The organism is Salinicoccus halodurans (assembly GCF_900114445.1).
GTDB classification, from domain to species: domain Bacteria; phylum Bacillota; class Bacilli; order Staphylococcales; family Salinicoccaceae; genus Salinicoccus; species Salinicoccus halodurans.
The window spans coordinates 120,719-138,666 of record NZ_FOTB01000002.1 but is presented as its reverse complement, the minus strand read 5'-3'; the positions used below and the strand labels follow the sequence as shown (position 1 = coordinate 138,666).

Sequence of the window (17,948 nt, the reverse complement as noted above, 5' to 3'; positions counted from 1 at the left end):
GTGATTGCAATGTTGATAGATACGCATGTACACCTTAATGCAGATCAGTATGATGAAGACCTGGAAGCGGTCATGCAGCGTGCCGAAGAAGCGGGCGTTGAAAAGATGGTCGTAGTCGGGTTCGACCGCAAAACAATAGAGCGGACAATGGAGCTCATGGAGAAATATGAGAATGTTTACGGTGTCATCGGATGGCATCCGGTGGACGCGGTTGATTGCACGGATGAAGATCTTGACTGGATCGAGTCATTGTCCGTCCATGAAAAGATTGTCGGCATTGGTGAAACGGGTCTCGATTATCACTGGGAAAAGTCCCCGCATGATGTGCAGAAAGAAGTTTTCAAAAAGCAGATTGCACTGGCAAGAAGAGTCAAACTTCCAATCATCATCCACAACAGAAATGCGACGGAAGACTGCATTGAGATTTTAAAATCAGAGGGAGCTCATGAAATCGGCGGCATCATGCATGCTTTCAGCGGAGATGAATCAGATGCCGACACGATAATCGATATGAATTTTTATGTGTCCCTCGGCGGTCCTGTCACATTTAAAAATGCACAGGAACCAAAAGACATCGCTGTGCATGTACCGATTGAAAAACTCCTCGTCGAAACAGATGCACCTTTTCTGACACCGCATCCTTACAGGGGCAAAAGGAATGAACCTGCTTATGTGAAGCTGGTCGCAGAAAAAATAGCTGAGCTACGCGGAATGACCTATGAAGACCTGGCAGCACAGACAACGAAGAATGCCGAAACGCTTTTTGGCATATAGTGATGAAATCACCGCTTTGACGGTGATTTTATTTTTGGAATAAATAATTGTGGTATGATGGAATCAAGGAGCGAAAAGTATGGAAAAACCGGTTATAAAAGAAGTCATTATCGTAGAAGGACGCGATGATACGAGGCGTTTGAACGAAGCGGTTTCCTGTGAAACAATCGAGACCAACGGTTCGGCGATCAATGAAACTGTATTAAAAGAAATAGAAGTCGCTTTAGCCACGCGGGGGGCGATTATTTTTACCGACCCCGACTTTCCGGGCCATAAAATACGCAACACTATCCTGGAGCGGTTCCCGAACATCAAAGAAGCCTTTCTGCCACGGGAAAAAGCAAAAGGCAGGTTAGGCGGAATAGGCATTGAGCATGCAAGTATCGAAGCAATCCGTGAAAGTCTGTCGCAGGTCTACACGAATATGCCGGTGACAGAAGAGACGATCACATTGGCAGATATGACCGGGTGGGGCCTGTCGGGCAGTACAGAAGCAGCAGTCAGACGACGGTATCTCTGTGACCGTCTGAACATCGGGTACGCCAACGCCGGGCAGCTGAGGAAAAAGCTGAACCGCTATAATATCGATAAAGCACGGATATTAAAAATATTGAAAGAGTTTACGGGTGAGTAATATGAAAGATATTGCAACGGCAGGCAGGACAAAACAAATACTTGCGGATCATGGGTTTTCATTTAAGAAAAGTCTGGGTCAGAATTTCCTTATAGATTTGAATGTCATCAGGGAAGTGCTGGATAAGGCGGATATCCATGAAAAGACGGGTGTCATAGAAGTTGGACCGGGGATAGGCTCATTGACTGAGCAGCTGGCTAAACGTGCAGGGAAAGTGGTGGCTTTCGAGATAGACCAGAGGCTGGTTCCCGTACTGGAGGATACACTGTCTCCGTATGACAATGTAACGGTCATAAATGAGGATATTCTAAGAGCGGATGTCCCGGAGGCTATTGAGGCATATTTTTCAGAGTGCGATGAAGTGGTAGTTGTCGCAAACCTGCCTTACTACATTACAACACCGATACTTATGAATTTTTTGGAGCAGAACCTGCCGATTGAGCGATATTATGTAATGATGCAAAAAGAAGTCGGAGAACGCATCAGTGCCCGCCCGAACAGCAAATCATACGGTTCACTGTCCATAGCGATAGACTATTATACGGAAGCACGTGTAGTACAGCATGTGCCTAAAACGGTATTCATGCCGCCGCCGAATGTCGATTCCATCATTGTGGAAATGGTAAGACGGAAAACAAAGAAAGTTGATATTGACGATGAAAATTTATTTTTCAGATTGACCCGCGGTGCCTTCGGCCAAAGGCGGAAGACAATCCTGAATAATTACATGAGTGTTTTTGAAAATGGAAAAGAACACAAAGATACCATCCGCCAGCTGCTCGAAGCAGCAGGCATTGACCCGCGACGACGGGGTGAAAGTATCTCGATTGAAGAATATGCAGATATTTACCGCAAGATTAAAAACTTCCCTGGATTGAAAATAATTTCCCAATAGATACAAAAGTAAACGATTTCGATGAAATTTTGACAGAATTATGTAAACTTGCTATAATGAATGTAGTGAGGTGGGCCAAATGCCAAAAACTTTAGTCGACATCAAAAATATTCTTGAATGTCAATTGGGTAATCCAGTTTTACTTCGTGCAAACGGAGGGCGCAAGAAATTGATTGAACGACGGGGTATTCTTAGAGAAACATATCCTTCGATCTTCGTCGTAGAACTTGATCAGGAGGAACATAACTTTGAAAGAGTGTCATATACATATACCGATGTATTGACATCAAATGTCGAAGTGACATTCTATAATGATGAAAGAGAAGCATTTGTAATCCAATAATTGAACGAGAAAAACCATCATCTGGGACAGATGATGGTTTTTTATTATATAGTGAACCTGAACATTTTCAGCTCACCGGAATTTTTTGTCAGATATTATCTGATTGTTTTCAGGCCTTTTGCCCAGTTAACAGTCGTATTGACAACATTTTCGATTGTTGCGTCATGGATCTCAGCCGGCTTGAAAGTACTCATGTTTTCAAAGTCTGTGAACAGGCTGAATGCACCGAAAGGTGCGACTGTCGCTACGTTCAGATTACCGAGGATCTGGCGCAGGGAAAGTGTCGCTGCTACTGCGAGTGTGGAACCGTAGCCTACGATGCCTGCAGATTTGTTGCCCCATTCAGGACCGATATAGTCGATTGCATTTTTGAGGGAAGCCGTGACGCTTTTATTGTACTCAGGTGTGATGAAAATGTAACCATCCAATTCATCAATTTTCCTGGACCATGCATTGATGGCATCAGTAGAATACTGTTTGTTTGCCATTGCCGGCGGAAGATCTTCGTTGAACATCGGGAAGTCGTATTCCTTGATGTCTACAATTTCGAACTCTGCATCGAGATCCAATTTATCCGCGAAATCCTTTACCCATTCTGCAACCTGCATATTAACGCGTGCTTTGCGCGTGCTGCCTGTAACAATACCTATTTTAACCATAAATGTATTCCTCCGTTAGTGTAAACCATCTAGTGGTTCATACTTATAAAAAGTAAGTACATGATATATAATACATTCTAAAAAAAACATTTCAAGTATTTTGTTCAGTTTTTTCCAGACTCTCTATGTCATGGGCACATTAATTTTATTTATATTATAATAAAATGACACGGACAATGGGGTGAAGATGCATGCAGGAGATTAAAATAGCTGATGTGATTGAGAAAGAGAATGATCAGTCCATAGAGTTTCGAAGAGGGAAGGTGACAGTCATTCAGATGCCTGTCGAATACATCAATCGTATGATGAAGCTGACAGAGCATGTGCACAGTGTCTTTAAACTTGAGAGTTCTGTTCCTGTCTATGAACGGCTGACCGTGAAAGATCATATAAAATTTTATAAGAAATGGAACAAGAGTACATTGGAAGTGGCTGATATGCTGAATCAGTATAGGCTCGACACCGTTTCCGACACGCGTCTCGGGAAGTGTGAAGCCGACACTGTCCAACGGCTTGCATATATCCAGGCACTTATGACCGGACAGAACGAAGTGCTGGCTGTGAATCCTTTACATAATGCCGGAATTGAAAATATAAAGTTTTTCCATAAGATGTTGGAACATATGAAAAGTGCGGGGAAGGCACTCATTGTGATTACCAGCAGCACTGAAGAGGCATTTGTCGTAAGCAGTAATATCGCCAGACTGGGCGAACTGGGGCTTAAACAGGTTGAAACTGAAATATCGGAAGAGAGTGATGCCCAAAGTTCTCTGAACCGTATAAGAGCGAAATCCCATGATAAAACGATTTTCATAGACCTGGAAGATATCGAATATATCGAAAGCAACGAAGGGAAAGTCTATGTAAATATTTCCCGGGAAAAGTTTGTCATCGAAACGACCCTGGCAGAGACAGAAAAGAAGCTGGGCAGCCATGGCTTTTACAGATGCCATCGTTCCTATATCGTCAATCTCGATAAAGTAAGGGAAATCATCACCTGGTCTAAAAATACGTACTCGATTGTGATTGAAAATCAGGAAAAGACAAAAATCCCACTATCGAGGACAAAATATAACGAAATCCAAAAACTGCTGGTGTTGTAACGGTACATTTCAGCAGAAATAAGTACAGATCAGCAGAAAATAAGTTCGTTTGAAGCATATATCATACAGTTCAAAGTGATTTTCCAACCGTTCATTCCAATACGATCGCAGCCATTTGAAATCCATCATAGACTTAAGTCAACACATGAAGGAGGTACGGAAATGGAAGCAATCATAACCGTAAAGGATTTGAAGAGAACTTTTGGAAATGAGAAAGCATTGGACGGTATTGAATTTGGTGTTGGACGCGGAGAGGTTTTTGGCTTGCTGGGTCCCAGCGGTTCCGGTAAGACAACAACGATCAGAATATTGACAGGTGAGTTTGAGCCGACGGAAGGCACTGTTGAAGTGCTTGGATATACACATAAGGATTTCAGCAGATCGTCCTATATAAAACAATTGGGAATTCTATCTGATAACAGTGCCTTATACGAGCGTCTGACAGTGAAGGATAACCTGGAGCTGTTCAGAAAGTTGTATGGAACGAACAAACAGAGTGTGAGACAGGTGCTTGAAGCGGTCGGGTTGGAATCCCATCAAGACAAGAGAGTATCTGTATTATCAAAAGGGATGAAGCAGCGTATACTCTTGTGCAAAGCAATACTGCACGAGCCTGAGGTGCTATTCCTCGATGAACCGACCAGTGCACTGGATCCGATAACAACCGACAGGATCCATGACATGCTGCTCCGTATTAAGGAACAGGGGACGACAGTAATGCTTACAACCCATGATATGGACGAAGCGACGACGCTGTGCGACAAGGTGGCTTTCCTTGATAATGGGAAAATTCTTGAACAGGGACACCCGGAAACTTTAAGACATTCCTACAAAAATAATGAGATCCATATCACTTATAACGGTGGGAAAACGACAAGCGTTACAAGAAGCATGGAAAATAAGCCTGCGTTGGAGCGTGCGTTATTCGATTCTGAAGTCATCGATATCAGAAGCGACTATCCGACTTTGGGCGAAGTCTTTAAAAAAGTTACCGGAAAGGAACTGGTCTAATATGAATGCAGGAAGAATAATAGCGATATTCGAAAAGGATCTGAAGGAATTTACGCGTAATATGATGCTGTTCACCTCAATACTCACCCCGATTGTGCTTGCTTTCATGTACGGAAATATGGGTGAACCGAATGAAGGGTTCCCGCCTGTCATCATCTCAATCATTGTCGGGGTGGCGTTCTCAGCGATACTCTGCAGCGGCATTATGACGATGATGGCAGAAGAAAATGAAAAGGATACTTTAAGGGGCCTGGTGCAGTCTCCGGCTTCCATGATGGATATTCTGATCGGTAAAAGTCTGGTTGTCATCATGATGACCGCAATCTCCCTTATCCTTTCATTGATAATAATGGATGCAGACCTTTCCTGGTCACCGGCTGTGATTGCAGCGATGCTGCTACTCGGAATATTTTTCCTGAATCTTGGCGTTGCGGTGGGACTTGAAGTGAAAAGTGTTGCAACGACTTCTGTATATATGCTTCCCATCATGATGGTCTTCGGATTTACACCGATGCTGGAAATCATGATTACAGATGAAACAAACATAGTGAGACAGATTGTCGATTATTCACCGCTGTACCAGTATGTTTTCATTCAGGAGGGCGAAACGACGTTGCCGCTCCTCATACTGGGAGGGTGGGTATTTCTCAGTTTCGTCTATGCAGCTTGGGCATTCAAAAAGCGGATGAATGATGAAGGCAAATAGAAAATTTTCAGACTAATTGGGAATATGGTACATTTAATGTATCTGTTCCCAATTTTTTATTAGTAAATAACCGAGAAGGAAGTGTTTTTATGGAAGATCGTACATTCAGGAACGCAATGGGCAGATTTGCCACAGGGGTAACTGTAATCACTGTGAATGAGGACGAAGAGACCCGTGGAATGACTGCGAATGCGTTTATGTCTGTGTCACTTGATCCCAAACTTGTTCTAATTTCCATAGATAATCGGGCAACTATGCTCGATAAGCTGAAAGGAGCCGAATCATTCGGTATCAGTCTGCTGACTGAAGAGCAGAAATATCTGTCGATGCATTTTGCCAAACAGAAGACGTATGAGGGGGAGATCCTGTTCGACGTCATTGATGAAGTGCCTGTGCTCCGAAACAGTCTGGCTGCACTTATATGCAAGAATTACCAGCAGATCCCGGCCGGGGACCACACACTCATATTGGGCCAGGTCGAAGAGATTCTGTTTGATGACGGAGAACCGCTGACGTTCTTTAAAGGACAATATGGAGGCATCAGAAGCGATGCGGAGTAAAGTACTTAAAACTTTATGATAAACGTGCATATTGTATCAGGTGGTTTTATGATAAACTGATACAAAAATGAACGTAAAAATGGAAGTGAAAGAATGCATTTTGAAACTGCGCCGGCAAAGATCAATTTGACGCTGGATACATTGTTCAAAAGAGAAGATGGCTTTCATGAAGTCAATATGGTGATGACGACTGTTGACCTGAATGACCAGCTCTCTTTTTCAAAGCGTAAAGACAAAAAGATAATCATCGATACAGAACATCAGTATGTTCCTACAGACAGGCGCAACCTGGCTTATCAGGCAGCACACCTGATGATGAAGACATACGGTATAAAAACCGGGGTCGATATTAAAATCGATAAAAGAATACCCATTGCAGCAGGACTTGCCGGAGGATCGGCGGATGCGGCGGCGACATTCAGAGGCATGAATGCTCTTTATGATCTGGGGATAAAAACCGAAGCACTTGCCGAGCTCTCCTCACAATTGGGGTCTGACATCCCTTTTTGTGTGCACGGCGGCACCGCAATCGCATCAGGCAGGGGAGAAAAAATCGAACATCTGCCAAAACCGCCCAATGCATGGGTAATTCTCGCAAAGCCAAAAATCAATGTTTCTACAAAGACGATCTATCAGGCTCTGAAGCCGGGAAAGAATCCGCCGGGCTCTGAAGAAATGGTTGCTGCCATTAAAGAGGGGGACTATCCGCAGATCATCTCCCTGATGAAAAATGATCTGCAGGAAGTGACCTGCCGAAAGTATCCGGATGTCAAAAAATTGATTGATAGGATGGCGGCAAGCGGCGCAGATTGTGCAATGATGAGTGGCAGCGGGCCGACGGTATTCGGTTTTGTCCAAAAAGAAAGGCAGGCGTCTCATCTTTATAATGCGATGAAAGGATGCTGTTCCGAAGTTTATAAAGTGAGATTGCTCGGTTAATTGCTCAAATCCGAACTTTTATGTTAATATCGTTATATAAAATACGGTATTAGGAGTTATCTTATGAAATATAAACGCAGTGAACGTCTTGTGTTCATGACCCAGCATTTGACTGCCCACCCAAATCAGCTGATTCCACTCACTTTTTTTGTGGATAAGTTCAATCAGGCCAAGTCTTCAATCAGTGAAGATATCCGGATCATCAAAGACGTGTTCGAGAATGACGGCATCGGTATCGTGCAGACTACCGCGGGCGCAGGCGGGGGCGTGACTTTCCAGCCTAAAATCAGCTACAGCCGTGCTGAGGAAATCGTGGAGGATTTCATGGGCATGCTGAAGACGAAGGAACGCCTGCTTCCCGGGGGCTATCTTTATATGTCCGACATCATGGGACATCCCACACTTATGAACAGCATCGGAGAACTCATTGCGACAATGTACGGCAGAGAAGATATTGATGCGGTCGTAACGATCGCAACAAAAGGAATTTCTCTTGCAAATGCAGTGGCCCGCAAGCTGAATGTACCGGTTGCGGTAATCCGTAAAGACAACAAAGTCACGGAAGGGTCCACTGTTTCTGTAAACTATGTTTCGGGGTCCACCCGGAAAATAGAAACGATGGTACTGTCGAAGCGGACTTTGAAGGAAGGTTCGAGAGTGCTTGTGGTGGATGACTTCCTCCGGGCAGGCGGCTCAATCACCGGTGTCATCAACCTCATGGAGGAGTTTTCCGCCCAGGTTGTGGGAGTCAGCGTGCTCGTCGAAGCGAAACAGGTGGAACACCGCCGCTTCAATGACTACACATCCCTTTTGAAAGTGTCTGACATTGATGAGTTTAACCAATCTTTCCTTGTAGAAGAAGGCAATTGTCTGGAATATATTGAAAACGAGTTTCAAAAAGCATAAATCTTAAACATTCAAAGGAGATTTTATAATTATGGAACCAATTAATTCTAAAAATGCACCTGAAGCACTCGGACCATACAGCCACGGAGTAAAAGTCGGTGACATGTTTTATTCATCCGGTCAGATACCATTGACTCTTGAAGGGGAAATCGTATCAGATGATGTGGAAGAACAGACGAAACAGGTAATGGAAAATGTCGGCGCGGTCCTTGAAGCGGCTGACATGGGGTTTGAAAATATAGTGAAGACGACGATTTTCATTAAAGATATGGGGGACTTCCCAAAGATCAATGACGTTTATGGCGCTTATTTTTCGGGTAAACTACCTGCAAGATCATGTGTAGAAGTGAGTCGTCTACCTAAAGATGTACAGGTTGAAATAGAAGTCGTTGCATCGAAAATGGAATCATAAAAGCATTGGTGGACTGAAGCAGTACACATACGATCCAACAATAATCTTATTGGGGGAAGCACACTATGAAAATAACAGATGTAAGACTGCGGAAAGTGAATAACCAAGACAACAGGATGAAAGCACTTGTATCCATTACATTTGATGATGCATTTGTAATACATGACCTCAGGGTCATTGAAGGTAATAACGGTCTGTTTGTAGCAATGCCGAGCAAACGCACACCGGACGGTGAATTCCGTGATATTGCCCATCCCATCCACTCCGACATGCGTCAGCATGTGCAGGAGGAAGTAATGAGAGTCTACGAAGAGTCGGAATCGGAAGCTGATGGATCCGGGGACAGCGCTCCGGATACTGCAGAATCGATTGTCGATCCAACTAAAGAAAAAGTGGACAGGGAAGAAGAGGAACACCGTGACGAACCCAAAGAGGGCGAACTTGAAATTGATGAAGATAAGTAGTGAAACAGGTCCCGCAGGTCTGTCAATTGACAGATTTGCGGGATTTTATAATTGAAAAGGTGGTCCGGCAGCCGTTTTAAAAGTGAATTCATCAGCCTTTTGCCACTTATATCCGTTTCGCCTTGAAAGTACTCAAGTAGTAAAATATAATTAGAGTAGTCATAAACTGGAGGTAGAGTATGCAAACGAGAGCGATTATTCTGGCGGCTGGAAAAGGCACGAGAATGAAGTCCGAAAAATTCAAGGTGCTCCATGAAGTATGTGGCACTCCGATGATACAGCATGTAATCAGCAATCTGAATAAATCGGGAATCACCGACATCTATGCTGTGCTGGGTCATGGATCTGAAACTGTAAGCACATATTTGGGTGATGGAATCCATAAGACAGTACAGGAGGAGCAGCTTGGGACCGCACATGCAGTGAGGCAGTGGAAAGAGGAACTGGCGGAACTTGACGGTCACACGATGGTTGTCTGTGGGGATACACCGCTCATTACAGAGACGACGATGCAGGAATTCATGAAATATCATCGGGACACGGCGGCGAAAGCGACAATCCTCTCATCCCGCACCCGGGCTCCGTTTGGATACGGACGCATTGTCAGGAAGGAGAATGGTTCGGTCAAGCGGATCGTCGAAGAGAAGGATGCGACGGATCTGGAACGCGAAATCAAGGAAGTAAGCTCCGGAACGTTCATATTCGACAATAAGTCACTGTTCAGTGCACTTGAAAGCGTGGATAACGATAATGCGCAGGATGAATATTATCTGCCGGACGTAGTTTCCATCCTCCGCGGGCAGGGTGCACGGGTGGAGGCCTACATCTCTCCCGACTTTGAAGAAACACTCGGCATAAATGACAGAGTTGCTCTCGCAAATGCTGAAGAGATACTTAGGAACCGCATTAATACAATGCATATGCAAAACGGTGTGACGTTGATCCATCCGGATACGACATACATCGATGCTGAAGTGGAAATCGGAACGGATTCCATTATTTATCCCGGAGCCGTCATTCAGGGAAACACAAAGATCGGTAAAAATGTTATTATATCTTCTGGAACAGAAATCAAAGATTCCATCATAGATGATGGTGTGGAGATCAAGCATTCCGTAGTGACAGGAGCGAAAGTGGGCAGAGGTACGAAAGTTGGACCGTTTGCCCAACTCAGACCACATTCCGAACTTGGGGAAGAAGTGAAGATCGGCAATTTCGTAGAAGTGAAGAAATCCAAGCTTGAAAATGAATCCAAAGTATCGCATCTGAGCTATATCGGTGATGCATTTATCGGCGCCCGTACAAATGTGGGATGTGGAACGATTACGGTGAATTATGATGGTAAAAATAAATTCAGGACGGAAATCGGAATGGATTCATTTATCGGCTGCAACTCCAATCTGGTTGCACCGGTCAAAATCGGTGACAGATCATTCATCGCTGCAGGATCGACAATCACTGATGAAGTTCCTGAAGACAGTCTTGCAATCGCAAGAAACAGACAGACGACAAAGACGGGATATTATAAAAAAGATAATTAATGGAGGATGAACATGTTAGCTTCTAGCAACCAGTACAAAAATTCCAGCCTGCGCCTTTTCTCTTTAAAAGGCAACCAGCCCCTCGCAGAAGAGATCGCTGAGCATATCGGCATTCCTTTAGGTAAAATTACGGTACAGCATTTTTCTGATGAAGAAGTACAGGTCAATATAGAAGAGAGTGTGCGTGGGTGTGATGTATTTGTTGTCCAGCCGACAAGCCAGCCGGTCAACGAACACCTGATGCAGCTGCTGATCATGATCGATGCATTGAAGCGTGCTTCAGCAGCGACAATCAATATTGTAATGCCTTATTACGGATATGCGCGCCAGGATCGCAAAAGCCGTGCGCGTGAACCGATCACTGCGAAGCTCGTCGCAAACCTGATAGAAACAGCAGGGGCGGATCGTGTAATTTCCCTCGACCTGCATGCGCCGCAGATCCAGGGCTTCTTCGACATCCCTATCGACCACCTTATGGGTGTGCCGATTTTAAGTGATTACTTCCTTGAACATAAGGATATGAACTTCGATGAAGTCGTCGTCGTATCTCCGGATCACGGCGGGGTGACGCGTGCACGTAAAATGGCTGACCGTCTGAAGACACCGATTGCTATCATTGATAAGCGCCGTCCAAGACCGAATGTTGCTGAAGTGATGAACATTGTCGGTGAAATCGAAGGGCGTACTGCAATCATCATCGATGACATCATCGATACAGGCGGTACTATGAAGCTGGCTGCACAGGCACTTCTGGATAAGGGCGCAAAGGAAGTCTATGCCTGCTGTACCCACCCGGTGCTTTCAGGCCCGGCAATATCCAGAATTGAAGAGTCTGTAATCAAAGAATTGGTTGTGACGAACTCCATCCAGTTACCTGAAGAGAAGAAGATAGACAAAATTGTTGAACTTTCTGTCGGAGAATTGATGGCACAGGCAATCGTCCGTGTTTATGAAGAGGAATCCGTCAGCATTCTGTTCGACAACTAATTTGTCATTGTTTCTTTTACAAATGTACGGGTAATGTGCTATTATTATGCATGGCTATGTGTTAAATTAGGCAAAGTAAACTGTCTGTAAATGAAAGGTGGAAATATACCATGGCAAAATTGGCTTCAGCAAGCAGAGAAGGCAAAGGACAGCGTTCGGAACTTAACGAACTGCGTTCCACAGGGAAAATCCCTGCAATCGTTTATGGATACGAAGTGGAAAACACTAATGTATCAGTAGATGAAAACGAATTTATCAAAGTAATCCGTGAAGTGGGCCGTAACGGTGTAATCGAATTGGACCTGAACGGGAAAGCGGTTAAAGTAATGGTAACTGACTATCAGTTCGATTCACTTAAAAACCAGATCACTCATATCGACTTCGTTGCAATCAACATGAAGTCTGAAGTTACAGTGGATGTAACAGTTGAAATGATCGGTGAAGCAGCGGGTGCCAAAGAAGGCGGCGTAGTTGAGCAGCCGAACTTCCAGGTGCAGGTAACTGCAACTCCGGACAACATCCCTGAATCCATTGAAGTGAACGTTGAAGCTCTTGAAATCGGAGACACAATCCATGTGTCCGATATCCGTGAAAGCGGCAATTTCACTATTGAAAACGAAGACGACGAAGCACTTGTCATTGTTGTTCCTCCACAAAAAGAGGAAGAGCCGGACGAAGATGCTGAAGGCGGAGAAGTTGAAGGTTCTGAAGAAGAAGCGGCTTCAGAAGCAGATGAAGAAGAGTAATAATTATAATGTTCTAACGGCGGTGGAGTTCCCATCGCCTTTTTTAACGTTGTATGGGGTGATTTGATGAAATGTATCATTGGCCTGGGCAATCCAGGAAGAAAATATGAGAAAACACGCCACAATATAGGCTTTATGGTCATAGATCAGCTTGCTTTGGATCTGGGGATCGATTTAACACAAAATAAATTTAAATGCAATTACGGTGCAGGTTACGTGAACGGTGAAAAGATCATGCTGGTCAAGCCGCAGACATTCATGAACCTCTCGGGAGAAGGTGTACGGCCGCTCCTTGACTATTACAAAATTGATGTCGGGGATATTCTGGTGCTCTATGATGATCTCGATCTGCCTGTGGGCAAATTAAGGCTCAGACAAAAAGGCAGCGGTGGTGGACATAACGGCATCAAATCGCTCAACCAGCACCTGGCGACAGATAAGTATAAGCGGATCCGTATCGGCATCGACCGGCCGGAACCGGGTGGTTCCATCACCGGTTATGTACTGGGCAGGTTCCCGAAAGATGAAACTGCACTGATTGAAAAGGTGATAGCAAGATCTGCGGATGCATCCACCGCTTTTGTAACAGTGCCGTTCCAGGATGTTATGACTGAATATAATGGTGATGTCAATGAACAGTAAAGTATCAGAAAGAATACAGCAGGATGAGCGGTTCCAGGAAGTAGCGAACCACTCTGACCGTCTCAATATGATGGTGACGGGTGTTAATGATGACTTCAAGCCGACGCTTCTTTATGAATTGTCCCAAAAAGAAAACCGGCCGATCGTCCTGTTTGTACAGAACAACCATCAGATGGAGAAAATTGCGAATCCGCTGATGGATATGATGGATAACGTCTATACCTTTCCGGTAGGCGATATCATGATAGAAAATCATGCTAAACAAAGCCCTGAGTTCATGAAATCCAGAATGAGTGCATTGTTTGCTCTGGCGCACGAAGAGCCGGGGCTATTTGTCGTGCCGGTCCATGCACTTTTGAAACCTCTGATGCCGAAAGAAAAGCTGCTCGGCTATGAAAAAACGATAAAGATCGGAAGCATTCTGGATTACGATCAGTTCATAGAAGATCTCGTGAGTCTGGGGTACAGAAGGATGAATCAGGCTGTCCATTTCGGGGAGTTTGCCGTACGCGGTGATATAATTGATATCCACATGCCGGAACAGCTTGTCCGTGTAGAGCTCTTTGATGATGAGGTGGATTCGCTGAGGGCCATCGATCCGGAAACACAGCGTTCCATCGGAAACATCGAATCTGTCACCATGGAACCCTATGCGGAATATATTCTGGAGCCAAAAGAGCGTGAACTGCTCCTTGGGAAAATAGAAACACTGTATGAAGAGACGAAAGAGGGGCTTGACAGTGCTTCTCTTGAAACATTATCGGAGTACTATGATACGGTGACCCATCCGGATCAGACTTTCAATCATCTGGTGCATTACAGCCATCTGCTCGAGAGTGGAGAAATATCCATCCTCGACTATATGACGGATGGCCACCGTGTCATTGTGGACGAAGTCAAAAACATGGCTGCAGCCTATGAAGCGGAGTTCAATTCAATAGGCGGCTATTACGAATCCATGGTGGAGGCCGGACGCATGTTCAAAGGCGGCGGCAATTACCTGGAAGGGCAGTATGAACGCCTGCTGTCACTCAAAGGAAGTACGTTCTTTAATTTATTCACAAAAAGCATGCCGGTGGAAATCGGCCATATCGTGAAAATATCTGTCCGTCCGACTGAAATATATTACGGGCAGTACGATATACTGGCATCCAATCTGAATAAGATGCTGAATGACGAATATATGATCAGTATCGTCTTAAGAGATGAAGATGAAATAAAGAAGACGCATCAGCTGTTGGAAGATCTCAAGATTCCGAGCTATATAGAGGAAATCCCTGTGGATTCGGGCATTGTCCTGACGACGGGAACACTTGCGAAAGGATTCATACTGCCGTTTATGAAAGTGGCGGTGCTGGGTTCAAAGGAGCTCTATAATAAAACAGCACGCAAGAAAAAGCGGAGCAAAAAACTGACCAATGCTGAAAAGATCAAATCCTATCAGGAGCTGAATGTCGGTGACTATGTGGTCCATGTCCACCATGGGGTGGGCCGGTATATGGGCATCGAAACACTTGATGTGGGCGGCATCCATAATGATTACATGAAACTGCAGTACAGGGGCACCGATCAGCTCTATATCCCTGTTGACCAGATGGACCTTGTACAAAAGTATGTCTCGAGCGATGACGGCCAGCCGAAGATGCATAAACTCGGCGGTACTGAATGGAAGAAGACGAAAGCCAAGGTTGAAGCGAATGTCAACGAAATCGCAGATGAACTGCTGAAGCTCTACCAGGAACGCTCTCAGGCGCAGGGCTTCCAGTTCTCCGAAGATACTGAGATGCAGTCTTCATTTGAAGCGCGGTTTCCCTATGAACCGACACCCGACCAGTATGCTTCCGTCAATGAGATCAAAAAAGACATGGAAGAAATCCGTCCGATGGACCGCCTGCTGTGCGGTGATGTGGGCTATGGTAAAACCGAAGTCGCAATCCGTGCAGCCTTCAAGGCGGTGCAGGACGGCAAGCAGGTGGCGTTCCTCGTACCCACTACAATTCTCGCAGCCCAGCATTTCGAGAGCCTGATCGAACGCATTGAAGATTTCCCTGTCAATGTGGAAATGATGAGCCGCTTCAGAACAGCCGCACAGCTGAAAAAAACACGGGAAGGTCTTAAAAAAGGGACGGTCGATATTGTTGTCGGTACACATAAGATTTTGGCGAACACTGTCGAATACAAAGATCTCGGTCTCCTGATCATTGATGAGGAGCAGCGTTTTGGCGTGAAGCATAAAGAGAAGATCAAGCAGCTGAAAACGAATGTGGATGTGTTGACATTGACTGCGACGCCGATTCCGAGAACGTTGCACATGAGTCTGACAGGTGTGCGGGATCTTTCCGTCATTGAAACGCCGCCGGAGAACCGTTTCCCTGTACAGACCTATGTACTAGAATTCCAGCCTAATTTCGTGAAAGAGGCAATAGAGCGGGAACTGGCACGCGACGGACAGGTTTTCTATCTCCATAACCGTGTCGATACGATCTATCAGAAAAAGGCGCACGTCGAAGCGCTCGTTCCGGATGCCGAGGTTGCAGTGATGCATGCGAAAATGAATGAAAAAGAAGTGGAGGAGACGATGCTCGCATTTGTAAATGGCGAGTATGATGTACTCGTCACCACGACGATCATCGAAACAGGTGTGGATGTGCCTAATGCCAATACTCTGATTATCGAGGATGCGGACCGTTTCGGGCTCAGTCAGCTTTACCAGCTCCGCGGACGTGTGGGCAGGAGCAGCCGCATCAGCTATGCGTATCTTTTCCACCAGCCCGACAAAGTGCTGACGGAAGTTGCGGAAAAACGGCTGGAGGCGATCAAGGAATATACGGAACTCGGCAGCGGGTTCAAGATAGCGATGCGGGATTTGAATATCCGGGGTGCCGGCAATCTGCTCGGCAAACACCAGTCCGGGTTCATCGATTCTGTAGGCTATGAACTTTATTCAGAAATGCTGGAAACCGCAGTCAAAGAAAAACAGGGTCTGGAGCCCGAGCCGGAACCGGTGAATATCCCTGTGGATATTACGCTGGATGCTTATATACCGGGAACATATATTACGCATGAACAATCCAAAATTGATATTTACAGGCGACTCAGGAAAGCTGATTCCATCGAAGCCATCCAGGATATAGAGGATGAGCTGTTAGACCGTTTCGGTGATTATCCGGTTGAAGTGGAAAGACTGCTGCAGCTGGTCCGCATCAAAGTGTATGCATTGCTGTTCGGTATATACCAGGTGAAAGAGGACAACCGTCATTTCTATCTTTATGTTTCCAAAAATGCGACAGAGCAGATCGACGGTCAGAAACTGTTCATGGACACTGAAGAATACGGACGCATCATGAAGATTTCCGTGCAGGACAATGAAATGAAGATTACGGTGAGGAGCAAGGACGTGGCGCAGCTCATCAGCATTATGAAAGCAATTCAGAACAGCAGGCTGGAGGAAGCAATATGAAAAGAATAGAAATCATCGGGCTTGGTACGTCGGACCTGGACCAGATGCCGCTCGGCGTATGGAAACGCCTTGCGGGGGCGGATAAGATCCATCTACGTACAAATGACCACCCGGTTGTGGTGGAACTTGATGCAGAAGGTGTGACGACTGTGAGTTTTGATCATCTTTATGAACAGAATGATCATTTTGAAGATACCTACGGGGCAATTGCGGAAGCTCTTGTTGAAGCGGCACAGCATCACGATGTCATTTACGCGGTGCCGGGACATCCGATGTTTTATGAAACGACAACCGAACTGCTCCTCGCGAAAAGCAGGACAGGAGAGATTGAAGTGGAAATCTCGGGCGGCCAGAGTTTCATCGATGCCGTCATAAGTGCTCTTAAAGTGCCGGTGAACGAAGGATTCCAGGTGATTGACGGTACGTCGTTTTCTGTTGGCGAATTGAATTTCAGTCAGCATACGCTGGTGACACAGGTGTATGATACATTCAGTCTGGGGGAGGCGAAGCTGACTCTGCTTGAATATTATCCGCCGGATATGCAGGTGAAGCTCGTCGATGCCGCAGGCAGCAAGGATGAAAAAATATATGATATGCCGCTCCATGAAATCGACCATCTGGAAATACAGAGCAACCTGCTCTGCCTTTATATACCAAAAACGGATGATGTGAAACTGGCGGAACGCGATATTCATTACATGAATGGGTTGTTTGATACGCTTGTGGGCGAAAACGGCTGTCCGTGGGATAAAGTCCAGACCCACGAAACGCTTGAAAAGCATCTGATTGAAGAGACGTTCGAAGTCATCGAAGCGATAGAGCAGAAGGACGACGATGCGATTGTTGAAGAACTCGGGGATATTCTGCTGCAGGTCGCGCTCCACAGTGCCATCGGCAAAAAAGAGGGCTATTTCGATTTCTTTGATGTGCTGGAGAGTCTGAATGCGAAAATAGTCAGAAGGCATCCCCATGTATTCGGGGATGAATCGGCTGAATCCCTGGATGACCTTAGCCGCATCTGGTCGGATGCGAAGAAGAAGGAAGGCAAGAAAGAGAAAATCAAATATGAGAAGGAATACGGTGAGAAAGTGCTGGGATGGATGAAAGAGACGATCCATGAAAAGCGTACACTGGAAGAGATATTGAACAAAAGGGGTGAGCAGTAA

General features: G+C 45.3%; 19 protein-coding genes. 18 read left to right on the top strand and 1 reads right to left on the bottom strand.

Translation table 11 applies throughout. From position 1 onward, the window contains the following. Positions 1–9 precede the first annotated feature (9 nt). The 4 genes from BM271_RS05015 (at position 10) to BM271_RS05000 (ending at position 2,646) form a co-directional block, all read left to right on the top strand. Positions 10–774 carry a TatD family hydrolase gene (locus BM271_RS05015; RefSeq protein WP_046791335.1) on the top strand — a complete coding sequence of 255 codons (765 nt, stop codon included), beginning with the start codon at positions 10–12 and terminating at the stop codon, positions 772–774. 79 nt (positions 775–853) lie between these two features. Next, positions 854–1,408 carry a ribonuclease M5 gene (gene rnmV / locus BM271_RS05010; RefSeq protein WP_046791334.1) on the top strand — a complete coding sequence of 185 codons (555 nt, stop codon included), beginning with the start codon at positions 854–856 and terminating at the stop codon, positions 1,406–1,408. Position 1,409: 1 nt separating this feature from the next. Next, positions 1,410–2,303, top strand: coding sequence for a 16S rRNA (adenine(1518)-N(6)/adenine(1519)-N(6))-dimethyltransferase RsmA (rsmA, locus tag BM271_RS05005; RefSeq protein WP_046791333.1), 894 nt, complete (start codon positions 1,410–1,412; stop codon positions 2,301–2,303). Positions 2,304–2,382: 79 nt separating this feature from the next. Beyond that, positions 2,383–2,646, top strand: a complete 264-nt coding sequence (locus BM271_RS05000) for a Veg family protein (protein ID WP_046791332.1) — start codon at positions 2,383–2,385, stop codon at positions 2,644–2,646. A 95-nt stretch (positions 2,647–2,741) separates the two neighbouring features. Here BM271_RS05000 and BM271_RS04995 read toward each other — a convergent pair whose 3' ends face one another. After that, positions 2,742–3,305: an NADPH-dependent FMN reductase gene (locus BM271_RS04995; protein WP_046791331.1), complete on the bottom strand. Its 564-nt coding sequence runs from the start codon at positions 3,303–3,305 to the stop codon at positions 2,742–2,744. Between the two features lie 191 nt (positions 3,306–3,496). Between BM271_RS04995 and BM271_RS04990 the strand changes: the two genes are divergently transcribed. From BM271_RS04990 to BM271_RS04925, 14 genes are all read left to right on the top strand, one after another. Further along, positions 3,497–4,408, top strand: coding sequence for a LytTR family DNA-binding domain-containing protein (locus BM271_RS04990; protein ID WP_046791330.1), 912 nt, complete (start codon positions 3,497–3,499; stop codon positions 4,406–4,408). 162 nt (positions 4,409–4,570) lie between these two features. Beyond that, a complete protein-coding gene (locus tag BM271_RS04985) occupies positions 4,571–5,419 on the top strand; it encodes an ABC transporter ATP-binding protein (RefSeq protein ID WP_046791329.1) in 849 nt (282 codons plus the stop codon). 1 nt (position 5,420) lies between these two features. Further along, positions 5,421–6,125 (top strand): ABC transporter permease, encoded by a 705-nt coding sequence (locus BM271_RS04980; protein WP_046791328.1) that lies wholly within the window; start codon positions 5,421–5,423, stop codon positions 6,123–6,125. A gap of 89 nt (positions 6,126–6,214) precedes the next feature. Next, positions 6,215–6,685, top strand: coding sequence for a flavin reductase family protein (locus BM271_RS04975; protein ID WP_046791327.1), 471 nt, complete (start codon positions 6,215–6,217; stop codon positions 6,683–6,685). A 93-nt stretch (positions 6,686–6,778) separates the two neighbouring features. Beyond that, entirely contained in the window at positions 6,779–7,624 is an 846-nt protein-coding gene (ispE, locus tag BM271_RS04970) for a 4-(cytidine 5'-diphospho)-2-C-methyl-D-erythritol kinase (RefSeq protein WP_046791326.1), read from the top strand. Between the two features lie 63 nt (positions 7,625–7,687). After that, the gene (gene purR / locus BM271_RS04965) at positions 7,688–8,530 is read left to right on the top strand and encodes a pur operon repressor (protein ID WP_046791325.1); all 843 of its coding nucleotides are present in this window, start codon (positions 7,688–7,690) and stop codon (positions 8,528–8,530) included. Positions 8,531–8,561: 31 nt separating this feature from the next. After that, a complete protein-coding gene (locus BM271_RS04960) occupies positions 8,562–8,942 on the top strand; it encodes a RidA family protein (protein WP_046791324.1) in 381 nt (126 codons plus the stop codon). 65 nt (positions 8,943–9,007) lie between these two features. Continuing rightward, complete coding sequence (gene spoVG / locus BM271_RS04955) at positions 9,008–9,406, top strand: septation regulator SpoVG (RefSeq protein ID WP_046791323.1); 399 nt, start codon at positions 9,008–9,010, stop codon at positions 9,404–9,406. Between the two features lie 179 nt (positions 9,407–9,585). After that, complete coding sequence (gene glmU, locus BM271_RS04950; RefSeq protein WP_046791322.1) at positions 9,586–10,947, top strand: bifunctional UDP-N-acetylglucosamine diphosphorylase/glucosamine-1-phosphate N-acetyltransferase GlmU; 1,362 nt, start codon at positions 9,586–9,588, stop codon at positions 10,945–10,947. Between the two features lie 12 nt (positions 10,948–10,959). After that, positions 10,960–11,934: a ribose-phosphate diphosphokinase gene (locus BM271_RS04945; RefSeq protein ID WP_046791321.1), complete on the top strand. Its 975-nt coding sequence runs from the start codon at positions 10,960–10,962 to the stop codon at positions 11,932–11,934. Between the two features lie 110 nt (positions 11,935–12,044). Next, entirely contained in the window at positions 12,045–12,680 is a 636-nt protein-coding gene (locus BM271_RS04940; RefSeq protein ID WP_046791320.1) for a 50S ribosomal protein L25/general stress protein Ctc, read from the top strand. 66 nt (positions 12,681–12,746) lie between these two features. After that, on the top strand, positions 12,747–13,322 hold the full coding sequence (gene pth, locus BM271_RS04935) for an aminoacyl-tRNA hydrolase (protein WP_046791319.1): 576 nt from the start codon (positions 12,747–12,749) through the stop codon (positions 13,320–13,322). Beyond that, positions 13,312–16,782, top strand: a complete 3,471-nt coding sequence (gene mfd, locus BM271_RS04930; protein WP_046791318.1) for a transcription-repair coupling factor — start codon at positions 13,312–13,314, stop codon at positions 16,780–16,782. The genes pth and mfd overlap by 11 nt, the downstream gene beginning before the upstream one ends. Then, positions 16,779–17,948 (top strand): MazG nucleotide pyrophosphohydrolase domain-containing protein, encoded by a 1,170-nt coding sequence (locus BM271_RS04925; protein WP_046791317.1) that lies wholly within the window; start codon positions 16,779–16,781, stop codon positions 17,946–17,948. The genes mfd and BM271_RS04925 overlap by 4 nt, the downstream gene beginning before the upstream one ends.

Excerpts from the sequence above, each read along its gene's own strand:
- BM271_RS05000 (WP_046791332.1), top strand. The coding sequence starts at position 2,383 with ATGCCAAAAACTTTAGTCGACATCAAAAATATTCTTGAATGTCAATTG.
- purR (WP_046791325.1), top strand. The coding sequence starts at position 7,688 with ATGAAATATAAACGCAGTGAACGTCTTGTGTTCATGACCCAGCATTTG.
- spoVG (WP_046791323.1), top strand. The coding sequence starts at position 9,008 with ATGAAAATAACAGATGTAAGACTGCGGAAAGTGAATAACCAAGACAAC.
- BM271_RS04960 (WP_046791324.1), top strand. The coding sequence starts at position 8,562 with ATGGAACCAATTAATTCTAAAAATGCACCTGAAGCACTCGGACCATAC.
- ispE (WP_046791326.1), top strand. The coding sequence starts at position 6,779 with ATGCATTTTGAAACTGCGCCGGCAAAGATCAATTTGACGCTGGATACA.
- BM271_RS04975 (WP_046791327.1), top strand. The coding sequence starts at position 6,215 with ATGGAAGATCGTACATTCAGGAACGCAATGGGCAGATTTGCCACAGGG.
- BM271_RS04980 (WP_046791328.1), top strand. The coding sequence starts at position 5,421 with ATGAATGCAGGAAGAATAATAGCGATATTCGAAAAGGATCTGAAGGAA.
- BM271_RS04995 (WP_046791331.1), bottom strand. The coding sequence starts at position 3,305 with ATGGTTAAAATAGGTATTGTTACAGGCAGCACGCGCAAAGCACGCGTT.
- BM271_RS05015 (WP_046791335.1), top strand. The coding sequence starts at position 10 with ATGTTGATAGATACGCATGTACACCTTAATGCAGATCAGTATGATGAA.
- pth (WP_046791319.1), top strand. The coding sequence starts at position 12,747 with ATGAAATGTATCATTGGCCTGGGCAATCCAGGAAGAAAATATGAGAAA.
- mfd (WP_046791318.1), top strand. The coding sequence starts at position 13,312 with ATGAACAGTAAAGTATCAGAAAGAATACAGCAGGATGAGCGGTTCCAG.
- rnmV (WP_046791334.1), top strand. The coding sequence starts at position 854 with ATGGAAAAACCGGTTATAAAAGAAGTCATTATCGTAGAAGGACGCGAT.
- BM271_RS04945 (WP_046791321.1), top strand. The coding sequence starts at position 10,960 with ATGTTAGCTTCTAGCAACCAGTACAAAAATTCCAGCCTGCGCCTTTTC.
- BM271_RS04990 (WP_046791330.1), top strand. The coding sequence starts at position 3,497 with ATGCAGGAGATTAAAATAGCTGATGTGATTGAGAAAGAGAATGATCAG.
- BM271_RS04940 (WP_046791320.1), top strand. The coding sequence starts at position 12,045 with ATGGCAAAATTGGCTTCAGCAAGCAGAGAAGGCAAAGGACAGCGTTCG.
- BM271_RS04925 (WP_046791317.1), top strand. The coding sequence starts at position 16,779 with ATGAAAAGAATAGAAATCATCGGGCTTGGTACGTCGGACCTGGACCAG.
- BM271_RS04985 (WP_046791329.1), top strand. The coding sequence starts at position 4,571 with ATGGAAGCAATCATAACCGTAAAGGATTTGAAGAGAACTTTTGGAAAT.
- rsmA (WP_046791333.1), top strand. The coding sequence starts at position 1,410 with ATGAAAGATATTGCAACGGCAGGCAGGACAAAACAAATACTTGCGGAT.
- glmU (WP_046791322.1), top strand. The coding sequence starts at position 9,586 with ATGCAAACGAGAGCGATTATTCTGGCGGCTGGAAAAGGCACGAGAATG.